Source organism: uncultured Tenacibaculum sp., from assembly GCF_947495995.1.
Lineage (GTDB): Bacteria > Bacteroidota > Bacteroidia > Flavobacteriales > Flavobacteriaceae > Polaribacter.
Map to the genome: position 1 here is coordinate 489824 of NZ_CANMAX010000001.1, position 21215 is coordinate 511038.

Below are 21215 nucleotides of genomic sequence, written 5' to 3' on the forward strand. Positions count from 1 at the left end.
TATCTTAATATAAAGATGGGAGATCCTTTTATTTTAATGCTAGTAGCACTGGGGGCACTAGCAATTTTAGATTTAGTTGTAGGTGTAAGTAACGATGCCGTTAACTTTCTAAACTCAGCAATAGGTTCTAAAGCTATTCCTATTAAAACCATAATGATTATTGCCAGTGTTGGTGTATTCTTTGGCGCTGTTTCTTCTAGCGGAATGATGGAGGTTGCTAGAAAGGGAATTTTCAACCCTAATATGTTTATGTTCGAAGAGATCATGTACATATTTATGGCGGTAATGATTACCGACATACTCCTTCTCGACATTTTTAATTCATTAGGAATGCCAACTTCAACTACAGTATCTATTGTATTTGAATTATTAGGAGCCGCTGTAGCTATAGCTTTAATTAAGATATCAGGAACAGATGGATCTATTTCACAAGTTTGGAATTACATCAACCATGATCAAGCTACTTGGATAATTTTAGGTATTATTCTCTCCGTTGTCGTCGCCTTTACAGTTGGTGCAATTGTACAATATTTTTCAAGAATTATTTATTCTTTTGATTTTGAAAAAAGACCCTTATACATCAATGCTTTATTTGGAGGTTTTGCAATCACGGCAATTACATACTTTATCATTATTAAAGGATTAAAAGGAACTCCGTTTTATGCAAACATGAAGGGTTTAATTGAAGGAAATTCAATACTTATTGTGCTTGGAAGTTTTGCTTTATGGTCTGCTATTTCTCTTGCTTTAATTAAATTTTTTAAAATTAATATTCTAACAGCTATTATTGCTATTGGTACATTTTCTTTAGCTATGGCTTTTGCTGGAAACGATTTAGTAAACTTTATTGGTGTACCTATTGCTGCTTTAAATTCGTATCATGCTTGGCAACTTTCTGGTGAAGCTGCTAATGAATTTTCAATGGGGATTTTAGCGGAAAAAGTTCCTTCTAATGTTACATTGTTATTAGTAGCTGGAGCTATTATGGTAATTACATTATGGACTTCTAAAAAAGCTAGAGCTGTAATCGAAACAGGTATTAACTTATCTAGACAAGGAGATGGTCATGAAAAATTTAGACCAAATAACTTATCTAGAATTGTTGTTAGAGCTGCAATGTTTACCAACATGGGATTTAATGCACTTATTCCTGAGAAAACAAGAAACTACATCAATTCAAAATTTGAAAAACCAGTAATAAAATTACCAAAGGATAAAACATACGAATTACCAGCTTTTGATTTGGTTAGAGCTGCCGTAAACTTAATTATGGCTAGTATTCTAATCTCTATTGCTACTTCTATGAAACTTCCTTTATCTACTACTTATGTTACCTTTATGGTTGCCATGGGTACATCTTTAGCAGATAGAGCTTGGGGTCGTGAAAGTGCTGTATATAGAGTTGCCGGTGTATTAAACGTAATTGGCGGATGGTTTTTAACTGCGATTATCGCATTTACAGCTGCTGCAATAGTTGCTTCTTTAATTTCTTGGCACCAAGCTATGATTCCTGTTTTATTATTAGTTGTAATTGCCATGTTGGTTAGAACAACTATTCAATATTCTAAAAAGAATAAAGAGGAAAAACAACAACAATTTGTTGAGCGTGCTGAGTTATTATCTATCAATGAAATTATAGATGAAAGTTCTGAGCATATTGCAAATGTTGCTCAACGTGTAAATAAACTATACTCAAGTGTTGTTAACGATTTAGCAACTCATGATTTAAATAAATTAAGAAAAACAGAAAAACACGTTTTAAAGTTAAACGAAGAGATCGAAAGCCTAAAAAATGGAGTTTTTTACTTTATTAAATCTTTAGACGATACTTCTGTTAAAGCAAGTAAGTTCTATATCTTAATTTTAAGTTATTTACAAGATGTAACTCAATCTATCAGTTATATTTCTAAGATTACTTTTAATCACGTAAACAACAATCATAAAAATCTTAAGAAATCTCAATTAAAAGATCTTAAGAATATCGATAATAAACTAAGTGATTTATTAATGAAGGTTAGCGCTACTTTTGATGAAAAGACATTTGATAACCTTACATACATCTTAGACGATCAAAAAGAATTAACTTCTGATTTATACAATTCAATCGAAAACCAAGTAGATAGAATTCGTACAGACGAGACAAGTCCAAAAAACACTACACTTTACTTTAGTATTTTATTAGAAACTCAAGATTTAGTTGGAGCTTTAGTGAGCTTATTAGAAAACTGTAATGAGTTTTATATTTCTACAAAATCTACTTCAGTAAGAATGTAAAAACTTATAAGACAAATAAAAAAAGCCTCGATTAAATCGAGGCTTTTTTTATTTAAATGAGTTTAATATTTCACTGAGAAAATGATTAACATCTGCGTTTTTAGTTAACCCTAATCGAACAATTACCATGTCTTGATCTGGAAACACAAAAACATTCTGACCTTGATATCCATTAAAAGAATACATATTTTTTGGCACATCAGGATATCTTCCTCCAGCATTTAACCATATTTGCGCTCCGTACCATCCATCTGAAGTTGGTGTTGGTGTTGTTGCATAATCTACCCAATCTTTATCAAAAAGAGATTCACCATTCCACTGTCCATTTTTTAAATACAACAATCCGAATTTTGCCCAATCTCTTGCAGTTGCCCAAGCATAAGAAGATCCGATATAGTTCCCTTTCATATCTGTTTCAACAACCATTGAATTCATTCCAATCTTATCGATTAACTCTTCATACCAGAAATCAAGATATTGTTGATGTGTATCAAATTGCTTTCTAATAATCGCAGATAAAACATTTGTAGTTCCAGAAGAGTAATTCCATGTTTCGTTAGGTTTACCTATTAAAGGTTTATCAATTTGTAATTGTGTTACATCTTCAGCTAAAAACAACATTTTAGTAACATCAGAAATCGAATTGTAATCTTCTACCCATTTTAAACCGCTATTCATTTGTAAAAGATTATGAATTGAAATCTGACTTCTTTCATCATCTTTCCACTCTTCAAAAGGGGCTTTATCGTATACATTTAACTTTCCATCGCATTGTAAAATTCCCATTACTGTACTGGTGATACTTTTCGTCATCGACCAACCAAGCAATAATGAGTTTTTATCAAAACCTTCAGCGTATTGTTCAGCAACAATCTTGTCTTTATATACTACTAAAAACGCTCTAGTTTTAAACGTATCATTAAACATACTGGCAACAGTTTTGTTTAATTTATCATAATTGATTTCAGAAAAAATAGAATCTTTCGGATCTAAATTTCCATAAGGAAAAGGCGTCGTTGTATCTGGAGTTGCCCTTTTTGGTGTTAACGGATTAGAATCTATTTCTGTTCCTTTCACCACTAAAACACTTCCTAAGCCTTCTCTGTAAACAGACTTTCTTGTTAACAATCCGAATGCAGAAGAAGAAGCTTCTTTTGTTTCAGTATTAACACTATTAGATGCTAAGTTTATTGGTGAAAAATTAGTATCTGTACTATCTGTAAATTGTAAATTTCGTTTTGCTAAAAAAACTGAAGATCCTGTGCTTTTAGCTGCATAGCCAGCTAAGATATTTAACTTAGGATAATTGTAAAAAACAGCTACTAGCACAATAGCTATTAAGAGTAACACTACTCTTTTAAAGATTTTCATAATTTGGGTCGTTTTTCACAAATGTAAGAATTTATCTGTTTGATTGTTCTTTTGATAACATAGCCGTATTTTTGTGTAAAATTAATTTTCATGCTAGATATCAATAAAATCCGTGCAGATTTTCCAATTCTTGAAAGAAAAGTGCATGGAAAACCTTTAATATATTTTGACAACGGAGCGACATCTCAAACTCCGACAGCTGTTATCGATACTATTGTCGATTACTATACGAACTATAACGCAAATATTCATCGTGGAGTTCATACATTAAGTCAAGAAGCTACAGACAAGTACGAAGAAGCTCGAATTAAAATTCAGAAACATTTTAATGCAAAGCATTCTTATGAAATCATTTTAACTTCTGGTACTACAGAAAGTATTAATGTTATTGCTTCTGGTTTTTCAGCTATTTTAAAAGAAGGCGACGAAGTTATCGTTTCTGCCTTAGAACATCATTCAAACATAGTTCCATGGCAAATGATGTGTGAAAAAGCTGGCGCAACTTTACGTGTTATACCAATGGATGAAGACGGATCGTTACGTATTGATCTTTTTGAAGAAATGCTAAACGAGAATACTAAGCTTGTTTTTTGTAATCATGTTTCTAATGCTTTAGGAACTATAAACCCTATTGAAAAGATTATAGAAAACGCTCATAAATTCGGAGCTTATGTTTTAATTGATGGAGCACAAGCTTGTCCGCATATTAAACCAGACGTACAGCAATTAGATGTAGATTTTTATGTTACGTCTGCTCACAAAATGTGTGGCCCAACAGGAGTTGGAATGTTATACGGAAAACAAGAGTTATTAGAAATGCTTCCTCCGTATCAAGGTGGTGGAGAAATGATCGACACTGTAACTTTTGAAAAAACTACTTATGCTGGTTTGCCTCATAAATTTGAAGCTGGAACACCGAATATTTGTGGTGGAATTGCTTTTGGAGCTGCAGTTGATTACATGAACGCTATCGGATTTGATAACATTCAAGAAAGAGAACATCAACTTTTAGACTACGCAACTAAAAAGCTTTTAGAAATTGATGGTTTAAAAATCTACGGTACTTCTACAAAAACTTCTGTAATTTCATTCAATATAGATGGAATTCATCCATATGATATTGGATCTATTTTAGATAAGTTAGGAATTGCTGTTAGAACTGGTCATCATTGCGCGCAACCTATTATGGATTTTTATAAAATTCCTGGAACGGTTCGAGCTTCATTAAGTTTTTATAACACTGAAGATGAAATAGACACAATGATTGAAGCTGTTAAAAAAGCCAAAATGATGTTAAGCTAAAAAATCATTTTTGAAACAAAAAATTAACAAATCTGACGTTTTTTGTTAATTTTTAAACATATTCTTAATCCAAGAAAGCATATTAAAAAGCTCTGTATCCTAGTATTCACCTAAGACACAGAGCTTTTTCTATTGTATTTTTATATTCTAAGAAAAAAAACTACTTTTCACATCGTTAAAATTTTAACTTTTTTAACATTAAAAACTAAATTATTTAACACAACTTCCAAAATAGTGTTGAATAACCCAGGGATTATTAATTATTAACATTTTAAAACCATTACAAATGAAAAGAGTTGTATTGAGTGTCGCAATTGTTGCTGGCTTATTAATAGGGTGCCAGGACGAGGATACTAAAAACACTGATCTTAATCAAGAACAAACATCTATCGACATGAGCGATTTTTACGTTCAAACAGATGAAACTAGTTCAAGATCAGCAGATGGAGCTGGTGATAAATGTCATTCTATGCGAGTATTAAATCAGAAATTAAAAGAAAATCCTGGTTTATACAAAAAAATGTATGATGTAGAATATCAAACTAGAAAATTTATTGCTGCTAAAAAAGGAAATGGAAACGGAGGAGGAAACAACGGCGGTGGAGACGGCGGAGGAACTCCTGTTACAGATAATTTAGGAGTTATCAATATACCTGTATATGTACATGTAGTTTACAGCAATTCACAAGAGAACATTTCAAATACTCAAATTGCTTCTCAAATGACAGTTTTAAACAATGATTTTAGAAAGCAAAATTCTGACTCTAGCAATACTCCTGCTGAATTTGCTGGTGTAGCTGCTGACGCAGAAATCACTTTTTCTTTAGCTGGTACATTTAGATATGCTAACTCAAGAACTTCTTGGGGAACAAACGATGCAGTAAAATCTACTTACCCGCCAATTACACCTGAAACTCATTTAAATATTTGGGTTTGTAACATTGGTGGAGGAATTTTAGGTTACGCTCAATTCCCAGGTGGAAATTCTGCAACTGATGGAGTTGTATGTGCTCCTCAATATTTTGGAACAACAGGTTATGTACAAGCTCCTTTTAACGGAGGAAGAACTATGACTCACGAAGTTGGTCATTATTTAAACTTACGTCATATTTGGGGTGATGGTAGATGTCGTCAAGATGATTTTGTTACAGATACACCATCTTCTGATCGTCCAAATTATGGATGTCCAACATATCCAACAGCTCACTGTAGATCTAACGACATGACCATGAATTATATGGATTATACTGATGATGCTTGTATGAGTTTATTCACTGAAGGTCAAAAAGCTAGAATGAGAGCTATTTTCCAACCAGGTGGAGCTAGAGCATCTATTTTAAATTAGGAATTCAATCTTTATAAAAGAAGTTTACTTTAAAGTAAACTTCTTTTTTTATTTTTAAGCATGAAAAAAATTATTCTGCTATTAACAATTATATGTACTTCAATGAGCTGTACTTCTCAAAAAGAAAGCGTACAAAGAACTAACTCAATTAAAGAAATCTTATTTTCAGCTCACACCAGAGGGACTTCAAAAAGTATTTCTGTAGTAGAACTTCAAGCAATTTTTAAAAATAACGGTAACACTTCAATATTTACAATTACAGATAAAGAAAAAAAACAGTTACTTGAGTTAATTAAAAAATTAAATTTAAAAAGTATTTCTCAAATAGAAGCTCCTTCAAACAAAAGACATTCAGATGGTACTTTACACGCTTCATTAACAATTAAAACAAATAAAGAATCTTTTACATCTAGTGATTTTGATGATGGTAATCCACCTGCAGAATTAAAAGACATTATAAATTTATTACAAACATTCTCTCAAGAGTAGTTTTCTTCTGTGTTTTAGAATTATATGTATCTTTACGCTCATGAAAAAGAGTTTAGGTTACCAAACTACTATTGATTTTTACGATTGTGATGAAAACATCATAGATTCTGTAAGTGTAATAGAAAACATTTTAACTACCGCTGCAAAAATCATGAACCTATCTGTAGTAAACACTACAATTCATGAATTCTCTCCTATTGGTATTAGCGGTGTAGTAGTTATTAAAGAAAGTCATATCGCCATTCATACTTGGCCAGAACATAAATATGTAGCTCTCGATTTTTTTACTTGTAATTCGTCTTTTGATTTAGATGAAGGAATTTTGTGGATTAAAGAACAATTTAAAAGTGGAAGATTCGAAAAAAACTCAAACCAAAGAGGTTTTCTTGATGTAATTAAACAATGATTAAACAGAAAGTAGCTTTATTATTTGATGACGAAAGAGGAAATCTAAAAGGCGATAAACTTTTAGAACACTTTATCTCGTGGCTAATCATAGTTAATATGTTTGCCATTGTTTTAGAATCTTATAAAGATATTCAAGAAGCTTACAGCAACTTTTTCAATCTTTTAGAATTATTTTCAATCACTATTTTTTCTCTAGAATACATTTTAAGAATATGGATTGCCGATGTTTCTTACCAAGGATTATCTAAAGGTAAAGCAAGATTAAAGTATATGACTTCCTTTATGGGAATTGTAGATTTAGTAGCTATTCTTCCTTTTTTCCTTCCGTATTTTATAAAAGTTGATTTAAGAATATTAAGAACACTTCGTCTTTTTAGACTACTTCGTTTATTGAAATTAAAACGTTATTTCAAATCTTTAAGTGTTATTAAAAACGTAATATTAAAAACAAAGAACGAAATTATTGTTACTATTTTTTTAGTATTCATCTTATTAATACTTGCCTCTACATTAATGTATAATGTAGAAAAACATGCACAACCAGATGCATTTGAAAATATTGGTCAAGCCATGTGGTGGGCAGTAGCAACACTTACCACTGTTGGTTACGGAGATATTTATCCGATCACAGGAATGGGAAAAATCTTAAGTGCATTTATTGCTTTATTAGGTATTGGTATTGTAGCATTACCTACAGGAATTATAAGCTCTGCTTATATAGAAGAAGTTAGAAAATTAAAAACCAAAGAACAACAATGTTGTCCGCATTGTGGAAAAGAAATACAATAAACTATGTTTGGAACAAACTCAAATACAAATGATTTAAATAGATTAAAGGTTGGATCTACCTTTAAACTTTACAATACATCCTGGGAAGTCACAGAGATCGGAGAATACAACTGGCGCATGGAAAATTCTAGCACAGAGTATGTAATAAGATCTTCTGATAGAGAAGCATATTTAGAAGTAGAGCTTCACAAAGGTGAGCTTGAACTTACTTTTAGTGAACAAATTAGCATTGAAACGCCTATATTAGAAAGTGCAATAGAAACAAAACAATTATTATTTGACAATAAACTGTTTGAGTTAGAAGAAAGATATAGTGGTGATTATAAAAACTTAACTTTTCATACTTCTAGAGAAAATTTAGATTGTTTTCTTTTTTACACAGATGACGACGAATTAATTACAATTGAGCGCTGGGATGATAATAGTTTCGAAGTATTTCTAGGTGAAGAATTAAAATCAAAAAAGATAAAAAACATTAAACTATAATTATGAAAAAGCTATTCGTATTTGCTGCATTCAGTATATTATTACTGAGTTGTAGTAGCAGTGTTAAACCTGCTAAAAGTGTTTCTATAGAACCTTCAGAAGAAATTTTCAATAAACTTTACAACAAAGATTTTTCGATTGTTTTAGATGATATGAAAATTGAAGAGGAATCAAATTTTATGGTATATCAACATAAATATAAAGTACTTACTTTAGAAAACGATTCTTTACAAACGAAAGATACTTCGTGGAAAACTGTAAATAAAAGCTTCTTTAAAACTCATGAGAACGATCTTGGTATGGAAATTCTTTCTAAGCACAATGGAAAAGTTTCTAGAGTTGCACAGCCTGTAGGTTTTGGTTGGGCTATTGGAAATGAAAAACATGGTGAATGGGAAGCTGTTCAAAGCGACAGTACAAAAACAAGTAATAATACAACACATCGTAGAAGATGGGTAACACATTCTTCTAGTCCGTTTTTCTGGTTCTGGATGTTATCTAGACGTAACACATACAGAAACGACTATAATGGCTACAGAAATAGTTATAGTTCCGGTTCTGCTTACTACGGAAGAAATTCTGGTAGAGGAAGCTATGACTATGGAACTCGAAGTAACTACCAAACTAAAAAAAGGAGTTCTTTTTTCACTAGAAAAACTGCAAATAGAGCAAAATGGAATAGCTTATACAAAAGAACATCAAGAAGTTCTTCAAGATATTCAAGTGGTTCATCTACAAGATCTCGTTCAGGAGGTTTCGGAAAATAATAATTGTGCCGTACACTAAAAAACAAAAATCTTTTGCTTTAAAAGTAGCATTATTTGCTACAGGTATTAGTGGTATTGTTGCTGAATATATTTTATCTACCCTAGCCTCATATTTTATTGGAAATGCAATTTTACAATTTACTTTAATTGTATCGATCATGCTTTTTTCAATGGGACTAGGAAGTAGATTCAGCAAGTTATTTACCAAAAGCGTCATATTATATTTTATTGTAACCGAGCTTACCTTGTCTGTTCTGGTTTCTTTTTCCGCAATAATTGCTTACATTACTTACGGAACTACAGATATTTCTTGGTTAATAATATATGTTTTGGCAATTTTAGTAGGTTTACTAATTGGTTTAGAAATTCCGTTCGCTACAAGAATAAATGATAGATTCGAAGAATTACGTTTGAACATTTCCAACATTCTTGAAAAAGATTACTTCGGAAGTTTAATCGGTGGATTATTTTTTGCCTTTATCGGACTTCCATATTTAGGTTTAACCTACACTCCTTTCATATTAGGTTTATTAAATCTTGCGGTATCTTATTATTTATTCCGAATCTTAAAAGAATATGTTTCAAATACAGTTACTCGTAAATTACAAATCGCTTACGTTGTAGTTTTAAGTAGTATTTTATTAGGTTTGTTTTTTGCCGAACCTATTGTAAAATATGGAGAACAAGCTAAATATAAAGACAAGATTGTATTCACTACACAAACTAAATATCAAAAAATTGTAGTTACAAAATGGAAAGATTGGTATTCTCTGTATATTAATGGAAATCAACAATTATCTTCTTTTGATGAGTTTTTATATCACGAACCTATGGTTCATCTTCCTATGAATATATCAGGAACTCATAAAAACATATTAGTTTTAGGCGGTGGCGATGGTTGTTTAGTTAGAGAAGTCTTTAAATATAAAGATGTAGAAAAAGTAACTTTAGTCGATTTAGATCAAAACATGATTGATTTAGGTAAAAATCACGAGATTTTTAAAACACTAAATCAGAATGCTATGAATAACAAAAAACTCACTACCGTTACAGGAGATGCTTTTAATTTTCTTGAAAAGAATAAAGAAAAGTACGATGTGATTTTTGTAGACTTACCAGATCCTAATAATGTAGATTTAAATAAACTATATACTAAAGAGTTTTATAAACTTTGTTACTTCTCATTAAAAGAGAATGGTGTTTTTATTACCCAAGCTGGTAGTCCGTATTATGCAACTAAAGCTTTTTATTGTATTGACAAAACATTAAAAGCTGCCGATTTCCAAACAATACCTATGCACAATCAAGTACTAACTTTAGGTGAATGGGGATGGATTATGGCTACAAGAAACACAATAAAAAATGAAGACATTCAACAATTATCGTTTCAAAATCTCCCGCTTCGTTGGTTGACTAAGAAAGCTATTCCACAATTAACTTCCTTCGGAAAACCTTTAGCAGATACAACTAATATTAAAGTAAATACAATATTTTCTCCTAAACTGTATACCTATTATAAGAAAGGGAATTGGGATTTATATTAAATTATTTCCTACCAAAATCTGCAGGAATTTCTCCCCAAACTTTAGTTTCCCATTTTAAAATCGGATTAGTTATAGGATTTTCTTTAAGCCACTTTTCAGCTCTTTTAATCAATTCCAATAAATCTTTGTTTTCCTTCGTGAAAGTAATATTGGTTCTACATTGCTTCTTTTTAACCCAAGAAATTGCAATTCTAGAATCTGAATATAAAGGATAATTAGGCATTTTTTTGTTTTTCAATAAAGCCAAACCGTGAACTAAAGCTAAAAATTCTCCAATATTATTCGTTCCTTGCTTAAAAGGACCTTGAATAAAAATCTGTTTTTTTGATTTTGTATCTACTCCTCTATATTCCAAAATACCAGGATTTCCAGAACATGCAGCATCTACCGATAAACTTTCTAAAACTGGAGTTCCATATTTTTTCTTTTCTTCTTCAGAAATTTTCTTCTTAGTGGTATCCTTACCTTTATAATCGTTGTAACTCTTTTTATAAGCTTTTTCAGCTTCATCTTTATCTAAAAAAGCTTTGTATTGAGCTCCTTCATATCCTGTAATTTGCTTTTTACAGGTATCCCAATTAGAAAAAACACCAGTTTTTTTCCCTTTCCAAACCACATAGAACTTCTTTTTTTTACTCATTCTCAGATAAAATTACCTTTTCTATAATACTTGGATAATGTTTATACTCCAATTCATGTACTTTTTTCGCAATGTCTTCAGCAGAATCTTGTTCTGTTAATTCAGTTTTAGCCTGAAAAATGATGGCTCCTTCATCATAATGTTCATTTACATAATGTATGGTTATACCTGTTTCTTGCTCATTATTTTCTTTTACTGCCTTATGAACATGACTTCCATACATTCCTTTTCCGCCATATTTTGGTAATAAAGCTGGATGAATATTGATGATTTTATTCGGGAAATTCTTCACAATTGCTTCAGGAACTTTCCATAAAAAGCCAGCCAAAATAATCAAGTCTGCTTCTTTTTTTAGAAAATCCAGCACTTTATCGCTCTTAAAAAACCCCTCTCTATTAAAAACCAAACTACTGACATTTAATCTTTTACATCTATCTAAAACTTTGGCATGCTCGTTGTTAGTAAGCACATGAGTAACCTCACCAGTTGTTTTAGTTTGAAAAAACCCAATAATATTTTCGGCGTTACTACCTGAGCCGGATGCAAAGATGACTATACGTTTCATAATCTTAAAAATAGCTATGTTGTTACTGCAAAAAAACAATAATTATTAATATGAATGTGGTGCTAAACAAAAGATTTTATATTTTAGACCCCACATTTTTGAGCAAAAATTAGATTAAATTCACAGGATTCGTATTTTTGCCTCGATTTTAAATTTAAAAATTACAAAATTATGTCAGACATTGCATCAAGAGTAAAAGCAATTATCGTTGATAAATTAGGAGTAGACGATAACGAAGTAACTAACGAAGCTAGTTTTACTAACGACTTAGGAGCAGATTCGTTAGATACTGTTGAGTTAATCATGGAGTTTGAAAAGGAATTTGATATTCAAATCCCAGACGATCAAGCAGAGAACATCGCTACAGTTGGTCAAGCAATTAGCTATATAGAAGAAGCAAAAAAGTAAATTAATTACATATGCAATTAAAACGAGTTGTCGTAACTGGACTTGGCGCATTAACGCCTATAGGAAACAATATTGAACAATACTGGAATGGCTTAGTTAACGGAGTTAGCGGGGCTGCACCTATAACATACTTTGATGCTGCCAAGTTCAAGACTCGTTTCGCATGTGAGCTTAAGAACTTCGATGTTAAAGATTACATCGACAGAAAAGAAGCTCGTAGAATGGATCGATTCACTCAGTATGCTATGATCGCTTCAGATGAAGCTATTAAAGATGCAGATTTAAATATCGATCAACTTAACAAATATAAAGTTGGAGTAATTTGGGGAGCTGGTATTGGAGGTTTAGAAACTTTCCAAAATGAAGTGATAAACTTTGCAGCTGGAGATGGAACACCAAAATTCAACCCTTTCTTTATTCCAAAAATGATTGCAGATATTGCACCTGGTAACATTTCTATAAAACATGGTTTTATGGGACCTAACTATACCACTGTATCTGCTTGTGCTTCATCTGCTAACGCAATGATAGATGCACTAAATTATATTCGTTTAGGTCACTGTGACGTTATCGTTACTGGTGGTAGTGAAGCTGCTGTTACCATTGCTGGTATGGGTGGATTTAACGCTATGCACGCTTTATCTAAACGAAATGAAAGTCCTGAATCTGCTTCTAGACCTTTCGATGCCGAAAGAGACGGATTTGTTTTAGGTGAAGGAGCTGGTGCTTTAATCTTAGAAGAATACGAACACGCTAAAGCTCGTGGAGCTAAAATTTACGCTGAAGTAATTGGTGGTGGAATGTCTTCTGATGCGCACCATATGACTGCACCACACCCAGAAGGTTTAGGTGTTATAGCAGTTATGAAAAACTGTTTAGAGAATGCAGGTATAAAACCAGAAGAAGTAGATCACATCAACACACATGGTACTTCTACTCCATTAGGTGATGTAGCTGAATTAAAAGCTATTTCTGAGGTTTTTGGTGATCATGCTAAAAACATTAATATTAACTCTACTAAGTCTATGACTGGTCATTTACTTGGTGCTGCAGGAGCTATAGAAGCAATTGCTTCTTTATTAGCAATGAAAAATGGTATTGTACCACCTACTATTAATCATACCACTGCAGACGAGAATATTAATCCAGATTTAAATCTTACGCTTAACAAAGCTCAAGAAAGAGAGATTAATGTTGCGTTAAGTAATACTTTCGGATTTGGTGGTCATAATGCATGTATAGCTTTTAAAAAATACGAGCAATAATAAATTAATTTCCATATATGAATTTTCTTCGTAAAATAGTTAACCCTAAAACTAAAGAGGACGAAGAATTCTTTTATGAACTTAAGTCATTGCTTAACTTCAAACCTATTGTTTTAAATCATTACAAAAAGGCTTTTATTCACAGGTCTTTAAAAATGACTGACAATAAGGGAAAACCTATTAATTACGAACGTTTAGAGTTTTTAGGAGATGCTATTCTAGGATCTGTTATTGCTTCTTTTCTTTATAAAGAGGCCCCAAGAGGTAACGAAGGTTACTTAACTCAAATGCGTTCAAAAGTTGTTAGTAGAGAAAATTTAAACAAACTTGGTAAAGAGTTAGATTTAATTCGATTTGTTAAAAGCAATATTAATCAAAATCAAGTAGGAGAAAATATTCACGGTAATATTTTTGAAGCTCTTATTGGAGCAATTTATTTGGATAGAGGTTATAATTATTGTCATCAATTTATTTATGATCAAGTAATCTTCCCTTATATTGATCTTCAGCAACTAGAAAATAAAATTACAAGCTATAAAGGTTTTATCATCGAATGGTGTCAGAAAACAAAACGCAAATATGCTTTTGAAAGCTATGAAGACACCGGTAATCAAACTCAGAAACATTTTAGCGTAAGAGTAATCATCGACGGACAAAAAATTGCCAAAGGAAGAGCCACTTCTAAAAAGAAAGCAGAAGAGATGGCTGCTAAGCGAGTTTACTATGCTTTTCAAAACCAAATAACTAACTCATAATAAGATTACAAGAAATCGTTTTCGTTAATTTCATCTTATTTTCACATTACATTCTGTAAATTAGCATAAATTATTTTCATGCAAATTCATTCATTAACGTTAGATGATTTTTCATCATGTGACTATTTCTTAGTAGGCATTCATAGTACCATGGAAGATTATCGTTTAGCGTACCTTTTGAATTTACATTTGCAATTAAATTTATATCGTTCAAACTATGATATAGATTTAAAAAACGATGATAAAGACGCATTTTTTTCGTTATACGAATTCACTCATAATGCTACTGAAAATTGTTGGTTTTTAATATCTAATCATCACAAAAACAATATAGAAGGAAATAATTTAAGTTTATTTTCGGAAAGTCAAACAGTAACATATTTACTTCCGGAAAGGAAGAAAGTTGATTATTTTTTAAAATTAGAGGGAGATTTTAGTAGCAATACTATAGATAATATAATCGAAAAGATTAATAAAATCCCACAAGTAATCACCTCCTATTCCATAGATACAAACAAACTAAAATCTAAAGAGTCTTTAATTTTTTAACCTATGCCACACAACAAAAAAACAAAAATTGTTGCTACACTAGGACCTGCAACGAGCACAAAAGAAGTTCTTACGAAAATGGCTGAAGCTGGAGTAAATGTCTTCAGAATAAACTTTTCTCATGCAGATTATGATATTGTGAAGGAACGAGTACGTCAGATACGTGAAATAAATGACGAAAAAGGGTACAACGTAGCTATATTAGCCGATTTACAAGGTCCAAAGCTAAGAGTTGGAGTAATGGAAGAAGGCGTAGAAGTTAAAGCTGGAGATCGTTTTATTTTTACTACTGAAAAATGTACAGGTACAAAAGAAAAAGCTTTTATGACATATCAGCGTTTTCCTAAAGATGTTAAACCTGGTGAAAATATTCTTGTTGATGATGGAAAATTACTTTTTAAAGTTATTTCTACAGACAAAGAAAAAGAAGTTGTTACTGAAGTAATCAACGGAGGCCCTTTAAAATCTAAAAAAGGTGTAAACTTACCAAATACAGATATTTCTTTACCTGCACTTACTGAAAAAGATAAAAAGGATGTTGTTTTTGCATTAGATCAAGAAGTAGATTGGATTGCTTTATCTTTTGTTAGAAATCCTGAAGACTTAAGAATGCTTCGTGATTTAATTAAGCAAAAATCAAGATATAGAGTACCTGTTATTGCAAAAATTGAAAAGCCAGAAGCTGTTGAAAATATAGATGCTTTAATTCCATATTGTGACGGTTTAATGGTAGCAAGAGGAGATTTAGGTGTAGAAGTTCCTATGCAAGATGTTCCTTTAATACAAAAGAGCTTAGTACGAAGAGCTAAAAAAGCTAGAATTCCTGTAATTATAGCAACTCAAATGATGGAAACTATGATTGAGAATAGTGTTCCAACTCGTGCTGAAGTTAATGATGTAGCTAACTCTATTATGGATGGTGCTGATGCTGTAATGTTATCTGGAGAAACATCAGTAGGAAAACACCCTATAAAAGTTATTCAAAAAATGACTGAAATTATCGGAAGTGTTGAATTTTCACCTTTAATTAAAGTTCCTGTAGAGCCGCCACACGTAAGAACGAATAGATTTATTACTAAATCTGTATGTCATCATGCAGCTTTAATGGCTGATGATATTAAAGCTTCTGCTATATCTACATTAACAAATAGTGGATATACTGCTTTCCAAATTTCTGCTTGGAGACCAAAGTCTCACGTAATTGCATTTTCTTCTGAAAAGAGAATTTTAGGAAAACTAAATCTTTTATGGGGAGTTAGAGCTTATTACTATGATAGAGATTTAAATACTGACGATACAGTAAAAGATATTAATGAAATTATCAAAGAAAAGAACTTTGTAAAAACAGGTGATTTCGTTATTAACTTAACTTCTATGCCTGTTGAAGAAAGAGGTATGGTAAACACACTAAGAGTGTCACAAATAGACTAAAAACACTATTTAAATTAAAAATAAGAAACCCCGTAATTAAATTACGGGGTTTTTAATATTATAGTAAAACAAGGAAACTAGTCTGCTAGTATAATTGCTTTATTATCTTTAATTTCTATTGTTCCAGAATTGATCGCTAAAGTTAGTACTTTATCATCAGCTGGTAATTTTTCAATACTACCGTGTAAATCATCAAAAACTAAGTGATTTTGACTATGAACATGTACTTTAACTAACCCTTCGTTTAAAACAGACACAATAGGTGCGTGATTGTTTAAAACTTGGAACTCTCCATTAACACCTGGTACAACAACAGAATCTATTTCTGATGAGAATACTACCGCTTCTGGAGTAACAATTTCTAAAAACATAATTAACTTCTAAATATTAATATTAAGCTTCAGCTAACATTTTCTCCCCAGCTTCAATTGCATCATCAATTGAACCTCTTAAGTTGAATGCTGCTTCAGGATATTTATCTAATTCTCCATCCATAATCATGTTGAAACCTTTGATAGTATCCTTAATATCTACTAAAACTCCAGGAATACCGGTAAACTGCTCAGCTACGTGGAATGGTTGAGATAAGAAACGTTGAACACGACGAGCTCTGTGTACTACTAACTTATCTTCTTCAGATAATTCTTCCATACCTAAGATCGCAATAATATCTTGTAACTCTTTGTAACGTTGTAATAACTCTTTTACTCTTTGTGCCGTATTATAATGCTCGTCTCCTAAAATTTCTGGCGTTAAAATTCTTGAAGTAGAATCTAATGGATCTACCGCAGGATAAATACCTAACTCAGCAATCTTTCTAGATAATACTGTAGTAGCATCTAAGTGAGCGAAAGTAGTTGCTGGTGCTGGATCCGTTAAATCATCTGCAGGTACATATACTGCCTGTACAGAAGTAATCGATCCTTTCTTAGTAGAAGTAATACGCTCTTGCATCGCTCCCATTTCAGTAGCTAACGTTGGTTGGTAACCTACGGCAGAAGGCATACGTCCTAATAATGCTGATACCTCAGATCCTGCTTGTGTAAAACGGAAGATATTATCTACGAAGAATAATACATCTTTCCCTTGATCTTCACCAGCTCCATCACGGAAATATTCAGCTATAGTTAAACCAGATAATGCAACACGTGCACGTGCACCTGGTGGCTCATTCATTTGTCCAAATACGAAAGTCGCTTTAGAATCTCTCATAGTAGCTTTATCTACTTTTGATAAATCCCATCCACCTTCTTCCATAGAATGCATAAAATCATCACCATATTTGATAATTCCAGATTCTAACATCTCTCTTAATAAATCGTTACCTTCACGTGTTCTCTCACCTACTCCAGCGAATACAGATAAACCACCGTGACCTTTTGCGATATTATTAATTAATTCCTGAATTAATACAGTTTTACCTACTCCTGCTCCACCAAATAATCCAATTTTACCTCCTTTAGCATAAGGCTCAATTAAATCGATAACTTTAATACCTGTAAATAAAACTTCAGTAGAAGTTGATAATTCTTCAAACTTTGGAGCTTGACGGTGAATTGGTAATCCGTCTTTACCTGTCTTTGGTAAATCACCTAAACCATCAATTGCCTCTCCTGTTACATTAAATAAACGTCCGTAGATATCGTTTCCGATTGGCATTTGGATTGGATTTCCTGTCGCTAATACTTCTTGACCTCTTTGTAGTCCGTCAGTAGCATCCATAGATATAGTACGAACAGTATCCTCTCCTATGTGTTGTTGAACTTCTAAAACTAATGTAGTACCATCAGCTTTTTTAATTTCTAATGAATCATAAATTTTTGGTAACTCTGAATTTTCAGTGTTAAACTCAACATCGATAACCGGACCAATAATCTGAGAAACTTTACCTTTTATTGTAGACATTACTTTCTGTAATTAAGTTATTGTATTTATTAAGTGTTTATTATCCCACTTTTCAGTGCGCAAAGGTAATTTTTTTATAACAATATAAAAAACTTTATAAACAAATTTTAATTTGAAACAAATCCATAAAAAAAGCCTCGCAAACTGCGAGGCTTAATATTATTTACTTTTCGAAGTATGTAATTACTTCTTTAAGTTGATTTCTACACGTCTGTTTTGTGCTCTACCAGCTCTAGTTTTGTTAGAAGCGATTGGGTAATCTTCTCCTAAACCTACAGATGATAATCTTCCAGCAGGAACTCCGCCTTTAGAAGTTAAGTAATCTAAAACAGCCTTAGCTCTTCTTTGAGATAATTTTTGGTTAGCTTTAGCAGCACCTTGACTATCAGTGTGACCTTCGATGTTGAAGTTAGCATCTGGATATTCTTTCATGATTCCAGCGATTAAATCTAACTTACCAGTAACTCCAGGTCTGAATGAAGATCTTCCAGAGTTGAAGTAGATAGCTCTTGCGAACTCGTCTAATTTCTTCTTAGCTTCTTCAGTGATAACTGGCTTTGGCTCTGGACAACCTTGTCTTGAAGCAACACCAGGAACATCTGGACACTTATCTACGTTATCTTTAACACCATCATTATCTTTATCTCCCCAAGGACATCCTTTGTTTTCAGCAGGACCAGCTTCTTGTGGACAGTTATCATTCTTATCAGCGATACCATCACCGTCAGAATCAGGACAACCATTCATTGCTTTAGTTCCAGCTTCAGTAGGACAAGCATCATCTTTATCAGCGATACCATCGTTATCAGCATCTGGACAACCGTTTAACTCAGCTTTACCAGCTTCGTTTGGACAAGCATCGTCAGAATCTTTGATTCCGTCTCCATCAGCATCTGGACAACCGTTGAATTCTTTTAAACCAGCGATCTCTGGACAAGCATCTTCCTTGTCATAAACACCATCTCCATCAGTATCTTTTCCACCGAAACGGAAAACAACACCTAAACTGTGTTGGAAGTGGTCTTGAATTTTGTCAGCGAATTCTTTCTTAGCACCAGTTTGGAAATTTAAACCGATGTTCTCGTTGAACCATACGTTGAATCCAGCACCAACATTTAAAGTACCTTCTCCACCTTCTTGGAAATTTCCATTCTCTAATCTACCGAAGTCAGTATAACCTCCCCCAACGTATACGTAAGGATCCCACCAACCAGTATCACCGATTAAATGGTTAAAGTCCCACTTAACGTTTAAGTCTGCAGACCAGTATAATTCATTGATATCTTTAGATACCGCGTAATTTTTAATCTTGTTGATCGATCCAGCTAACTGTAAAGTAAATCCATCTGCTAAGTATTTTTCAACACTTACTCTAGAGATAGATGGTAACAAGTTATCAGACCATTCACTAGTACCGATGTAATCTTGCGCGTAGTCACCAAACTCACTAGGAATTCTAATATCTACAACGTTAACACCGAAACCAACAACCCAAGGATTGTTTTCATCTTGCGCATTAACTCTACTTGAAGGTAGTAACGTTAACACAGCTATAAAAATCATAGCTAAATTTAATTGTTTCATTATCAAAAATTTAAATTAAAAGTTCGTTTATATATAACGCAAATGTAAGTTCTAAAAACTTATTTACAAAAGCAAATCTACAAAAACTTATAAAAAAAACAAGTTTTTGTTCGTCTTTTACGAAATAACTTTCAAAGCTTTTCCTACTTTTACAAATGCATTTATCGCCTTATCTAAGTGCTCTTTTTCATGAGCTGCAGACAATTGAACCCTTATTCTCGCCTGCTCTTTTGGAACTACTGGATAAAAGAAACCTATCACATAAATTCCTTCTTTTAAAAGTTTATTTGCCATTACTTGAGACAACTTTGCATCGTACAACATTACCGGTACTATTGCAGCATCTGCCCCTACCAAATCAAAACCAGCTTTTTCCATTTCTGATCTGAAATAATTTGTATTCCACTCTAATTTATCTCTTAAAGAAGTATCATTAGATAACAAATCAAACACCTTTAATGAAGCTCCAACTATTGCTGGGGCAAGTGAGTTAGAAAATAAATATGGTCTTGATCTTTGACGTAAGATTTCTATAATTTCTTTTTTACCTGTAGTGTAACCACCCATAGCTCCACCTAAAGCCTTCCCTAAAGTTCCTGTAATAATATCTATTCTACCCATTACTCTCTTTAACTCTAACGTACCTCTACCAGTTTCACCAATAAAACCTGCAGCATGACATTCATCTATCATAACCATTGCATCGTATTTATCAGCTAAATCACAGATCTTGTCTAATTCAGCAACGATACCGTCCATAGAGAATACTCCATCAGTAACAATAATTTTAAACCTATGGTTTTGTTTATTTGCTTCAATTAATTGTTGTTCTAATGAAGCCATATCATTATTATTATAACGATAGCGTGCCGCTTTACATAAACGAACACCATCGATGATAGAAGCATGATTTAAGCTATCAGAAATAATAGCATCTTCTTTTGTTAATAATGGTTCAAAAACACCTCCGTTTGCATCAAAAGCTGCTGCATATAAAATTGTATCTTCAGTTTGATAAAACTCAGCAATTTTAGCTTCTAAATCTTTATGAATATCTTGAGTTCCACAAATGAAACGCACAGAAGACATTCCGAAACCATGAGTATCCATAGTATCTTTAGCTGCCTGAATTACTTCTGGGTGATTTGATAAACCTAAATAGTTATTTGCACAAAAGTTAATTACTTCTTCACCTGTAGAAATCTTAATTACAGCATCTTGTGAAGATGTAATAATACGTTCTGTTTTATATAATCCAGCATCTTTAATATCCTGAATTTCTTTTTGTAAATGTTCTTTTATTTTTCCGTACATGGCTTGTTTGTTTGTGTGGTAAAA

General features: G+C 32.3%; 21 protein-coding genes. 14 read left to right on the plus strand and 7 right to left on the minus strand.

Features of this window, described 5'->3' with window-relative positions:
- The first annotated feature begins 15 nt into the window (after positions 1-15).
- Positions 16-2274 (plus strand): inorganic phosphate transporter, encoded by a 2259-nt coding sequence (locus Q1A15_RS02200; RefSeq protein WP_299618063.1) that lies wholly within the window; start codon positions 16-18, stop codon positions 2272-2274.
- A gap of 48 nt (positions 2275-2322) precedes the next feature.
- Here the strand turns inward: Q1A15_RS02200 and Q1A15_RS02205 are convergent, their stop codons facing one another.
- Complete coding sequence (locus Q1A15_RS02205; RefSeq protein ID WP_299618066.1) at positions 2323-3645, minus strand: serine hydrolase; 1323 nt, start codon at positions 3643-3645, stop codon at positions 2323-2325.
- A gap of 90 nt (positions 3646-3735) precedes the next feature.
- Between Q1A15_RS02205 and Q1A15_RS02210 the strand changes: the two genes are divergently transcribed.
- From Q1A15_RS02210 to Q1A15_RS02245, 8 genes are all read left to right on the plus strand, one after another.
- The gene (locus Q1A15_RS02210) at positions 3736-4947 is read left to right on the plus strand and encodes a cysteine desulfurase (RefSeq protein WP_299618069.1); all 1212 of its coding nucleotides are present in this window, start codon (positions 3736-3738) and stop codon (positions 4945-4947) included.
- A 286-nt stretch (positions 4948-5233) separates the two neighbouring features.
- On the plus strand, positions 5234-6292 hold the full coding sequence (locus tag Q1A15_RS02215; RefSeq protein ID WP_299618072.1) for a zinc metalloprotease: 1059 nt from the start codon (positions 5234-5236) through the stop codon (positions 6290-6292).
- A gap of 60 nt (positions 6293-6352) precedes the next feature.
- Entirely contained in the window at positions 6353-6781 is a 429-nt protein-coding gene (locus Q1A15_RS02220) for a hypothetical protein (protein ID WP_299618074.1), read from the plus strand.
- A 40-nt stretch (positions 6782-6821) separates the two neighbouring features.
- Entirely contained in the window at positions 6822-7187 is a 366-nt protein-coding gene (gene speD / locus Q1A15_RS02225) for an adenosylmethionine decarboxylase (RefSeq protein WP_299618077.1), read from the plus strand.
- Entirely contained in the window at positions 7184-7978 is a 795-nt protein-coding gene (locus Q1A15_RS02230; RefSeq protein WP_299618080.1) for an ion transporter, read from the plus strand. The genes speD and Q1A15_RS02230 overlap by 4 nt, the downstream gene beginning before the upstream one ends.
- Positions 7979-7981: 3 nt before the next feature.
- Positions 7982-8464: a DUF4178 domain-containing protein gene (locus Q1A15_RS02235; protein WP_299618083.1), complete on the plus strand. Its 483-nt coding sequence runs from the start codon at positions 7982-7984 to the stop codon at positions 8462-8464.
- A 2-nt stretch (positions 8465-8466) separates the two neighbouring features.
- The gene (locus tag Q1A15_RS02240; RefSeq protein WP_299618086.1) at positions 8467-9231 is read left to right on the plus strand and encodes a hypothetical protein; all 765 of its coding nucleotides are present in this window, start codon (positions 8467-8469) and stop codon (positions 9229-9231) included.
- 5 nt (positions 9232-9236) lie between these two features.
- Positions 9237-10775, plus strand: coding sequence for a polyamine aminopropyltransferase (locus Q1A15_RS02245; RefSeq protein WP_299618089.1), 1539 nt, complete (start codon positions 9237-9239; stop codon positions 10773-10775).
- A 1-nt stretch (position 10776) separates the two neighbouring features.
- Here Q1A15_RS02245 and Q1A15_RS02250 read toward each other — a convergent pair whose 3' ends face one another.
- Entirely contained in the window at positions 10777-11415 is a 639-nt protein-coding gene (locus Q1A15_RS02250; protein WP_299618092.1) for a ribonuclease H family protein, read from the minus strand.
- Entirely contained in the window at positions 11408-11980 is a 573-nt protein-coding gene (locus Q1A15_RS02255; protein ID WP_299618095.1) for a phosphoribosylglycinamide formyltransferase, read from the minus strand. Before Q1A15_RS02255 ends, Q1A15_RS02250 begins: the two co-directional genes overlap by 8 nt.
- Before the next feature lie 171 nt (positions 11981-12151).
- Here Q1A15_RS02255 and Q1A15_RS02260 point away from each other — a divergent pair, with 171 nt between their 5' ends.
- From Q1A15_RS02260 to pyk, 5 genes are all read left to right on the plus strand, one after another.
- A complete protein-coding gene (locus tag Q1A15_RS02260) occupies positions 12152-12388 on the plus strand; it encodes an acyl carrier protein (RefSeq protein ID WP_075340350.1) in 237 nt (78 codons plus the stop codon).
- An 11-nt stretch (positions 12389-12399) separates the two neighbouring features.
- Positions 12400-13653 carry a beta-ketoacyl-ACP synthase II gene (gene fabF / locus Q1A15_RS02265; protein WP_299618107.1) on the plus strand — a complete coding sequence of 418 codons (1254 nt, stop codon included), beginning with the start codon at positions 12400-12402 and terminating at the stop codon, positions 13651-13653.
- Positions 13654-13670: 17 nt separating this feature from the next.
- A complete protein-coding gene (rnc, locus tag Q1A15_RS02270; protein WP_299618110.1) occupies positions 13671-14408 on the plus strand; it encodes a ribonuclease III in 738 nt (245 codons plus the stop codon).
- A 78-nt stretch (positions 14409-14486) separates the two neighbouring features.
- Positions 14487-14957, plus strand: a complete 471-nt coding sequence (locus Q1A15_RS02275; RefSeq protein WP_299618113.1) for an IPExxxVDY family protein — start codon at positions 14487-14489, stop codon at positions 14955-14957.
- 3 nt (positions 14958-14960) lie between these two features.
- Positions 14961-16388, plus strand: coding sequence for a pyruvate kinase (gene pyk / locus Q1A15_RS02280; protein ID WP_299618116.1), 1428 nt, complete (start codon positions 14961-14963; stop codon positions 16386-16388).
- 77 nt (positions 16389-16465) lie between these two features.
- Here pyk and Q1A15_RS02285 read toward each other — a convergent pair whose 3' ends face one another.
- The 4 genes from Q1A15_RS02285 to kbl form a co-directional block, all read right to left on the minus strand.
- The gene (locus tag Q1A15_RS02285) at positions 16466-16759 is read right to left on the minus strand and encodes a F0F1 ATP synthase subunit epsilon (RefSeq protein ID WP_299618119.1); all 294 of its coding nucleotides are present in this window, start codon (positions 16757-16759) and stop codon (positions 16466-16468) included.
- Between the two features lie 22 nt (positions 16760-16781).
- On the minus strand, positions 16782-18293 hold the full coding sequence (atpD, locus tag Q1A15_RS02290; protein ID WP_299618122.1) for a F0F1 ATP synthase subunit beta: 1512 nt from the start codon (positions 18291-18293) through the stop codon (positions 16782-16784).
- A gap of 183 nt (positions 18294-18476) precedes the next feature.
- Positions 18477-19877 carry an OmpA family protein gene (locus Q1A15_RS02295; RefSeq protein ID WP_299618125.1) on the minus strand — a complete coding sequence of 467 codons (1401 nt, stop codon included), beginning with the start codon at positions 19875-19877 and terminating at the stop codon, positions 18477-18479.
- A 117-nt stretch (positions 19878-19994) separates the two neighbouring features.
- A complete protein-coding gene (gene kbl, locus Q1A15_RS02300; RefSeq protein WP_299618128.1) occupies positions 19995-21191 on the minus strand; it encodes a glycine C-acetyltransferase in 1197 nt (398 codons plus the stop codon).
- Between the last annotated feature and the right edge of the window lie 24 nt (positions 21192-21215).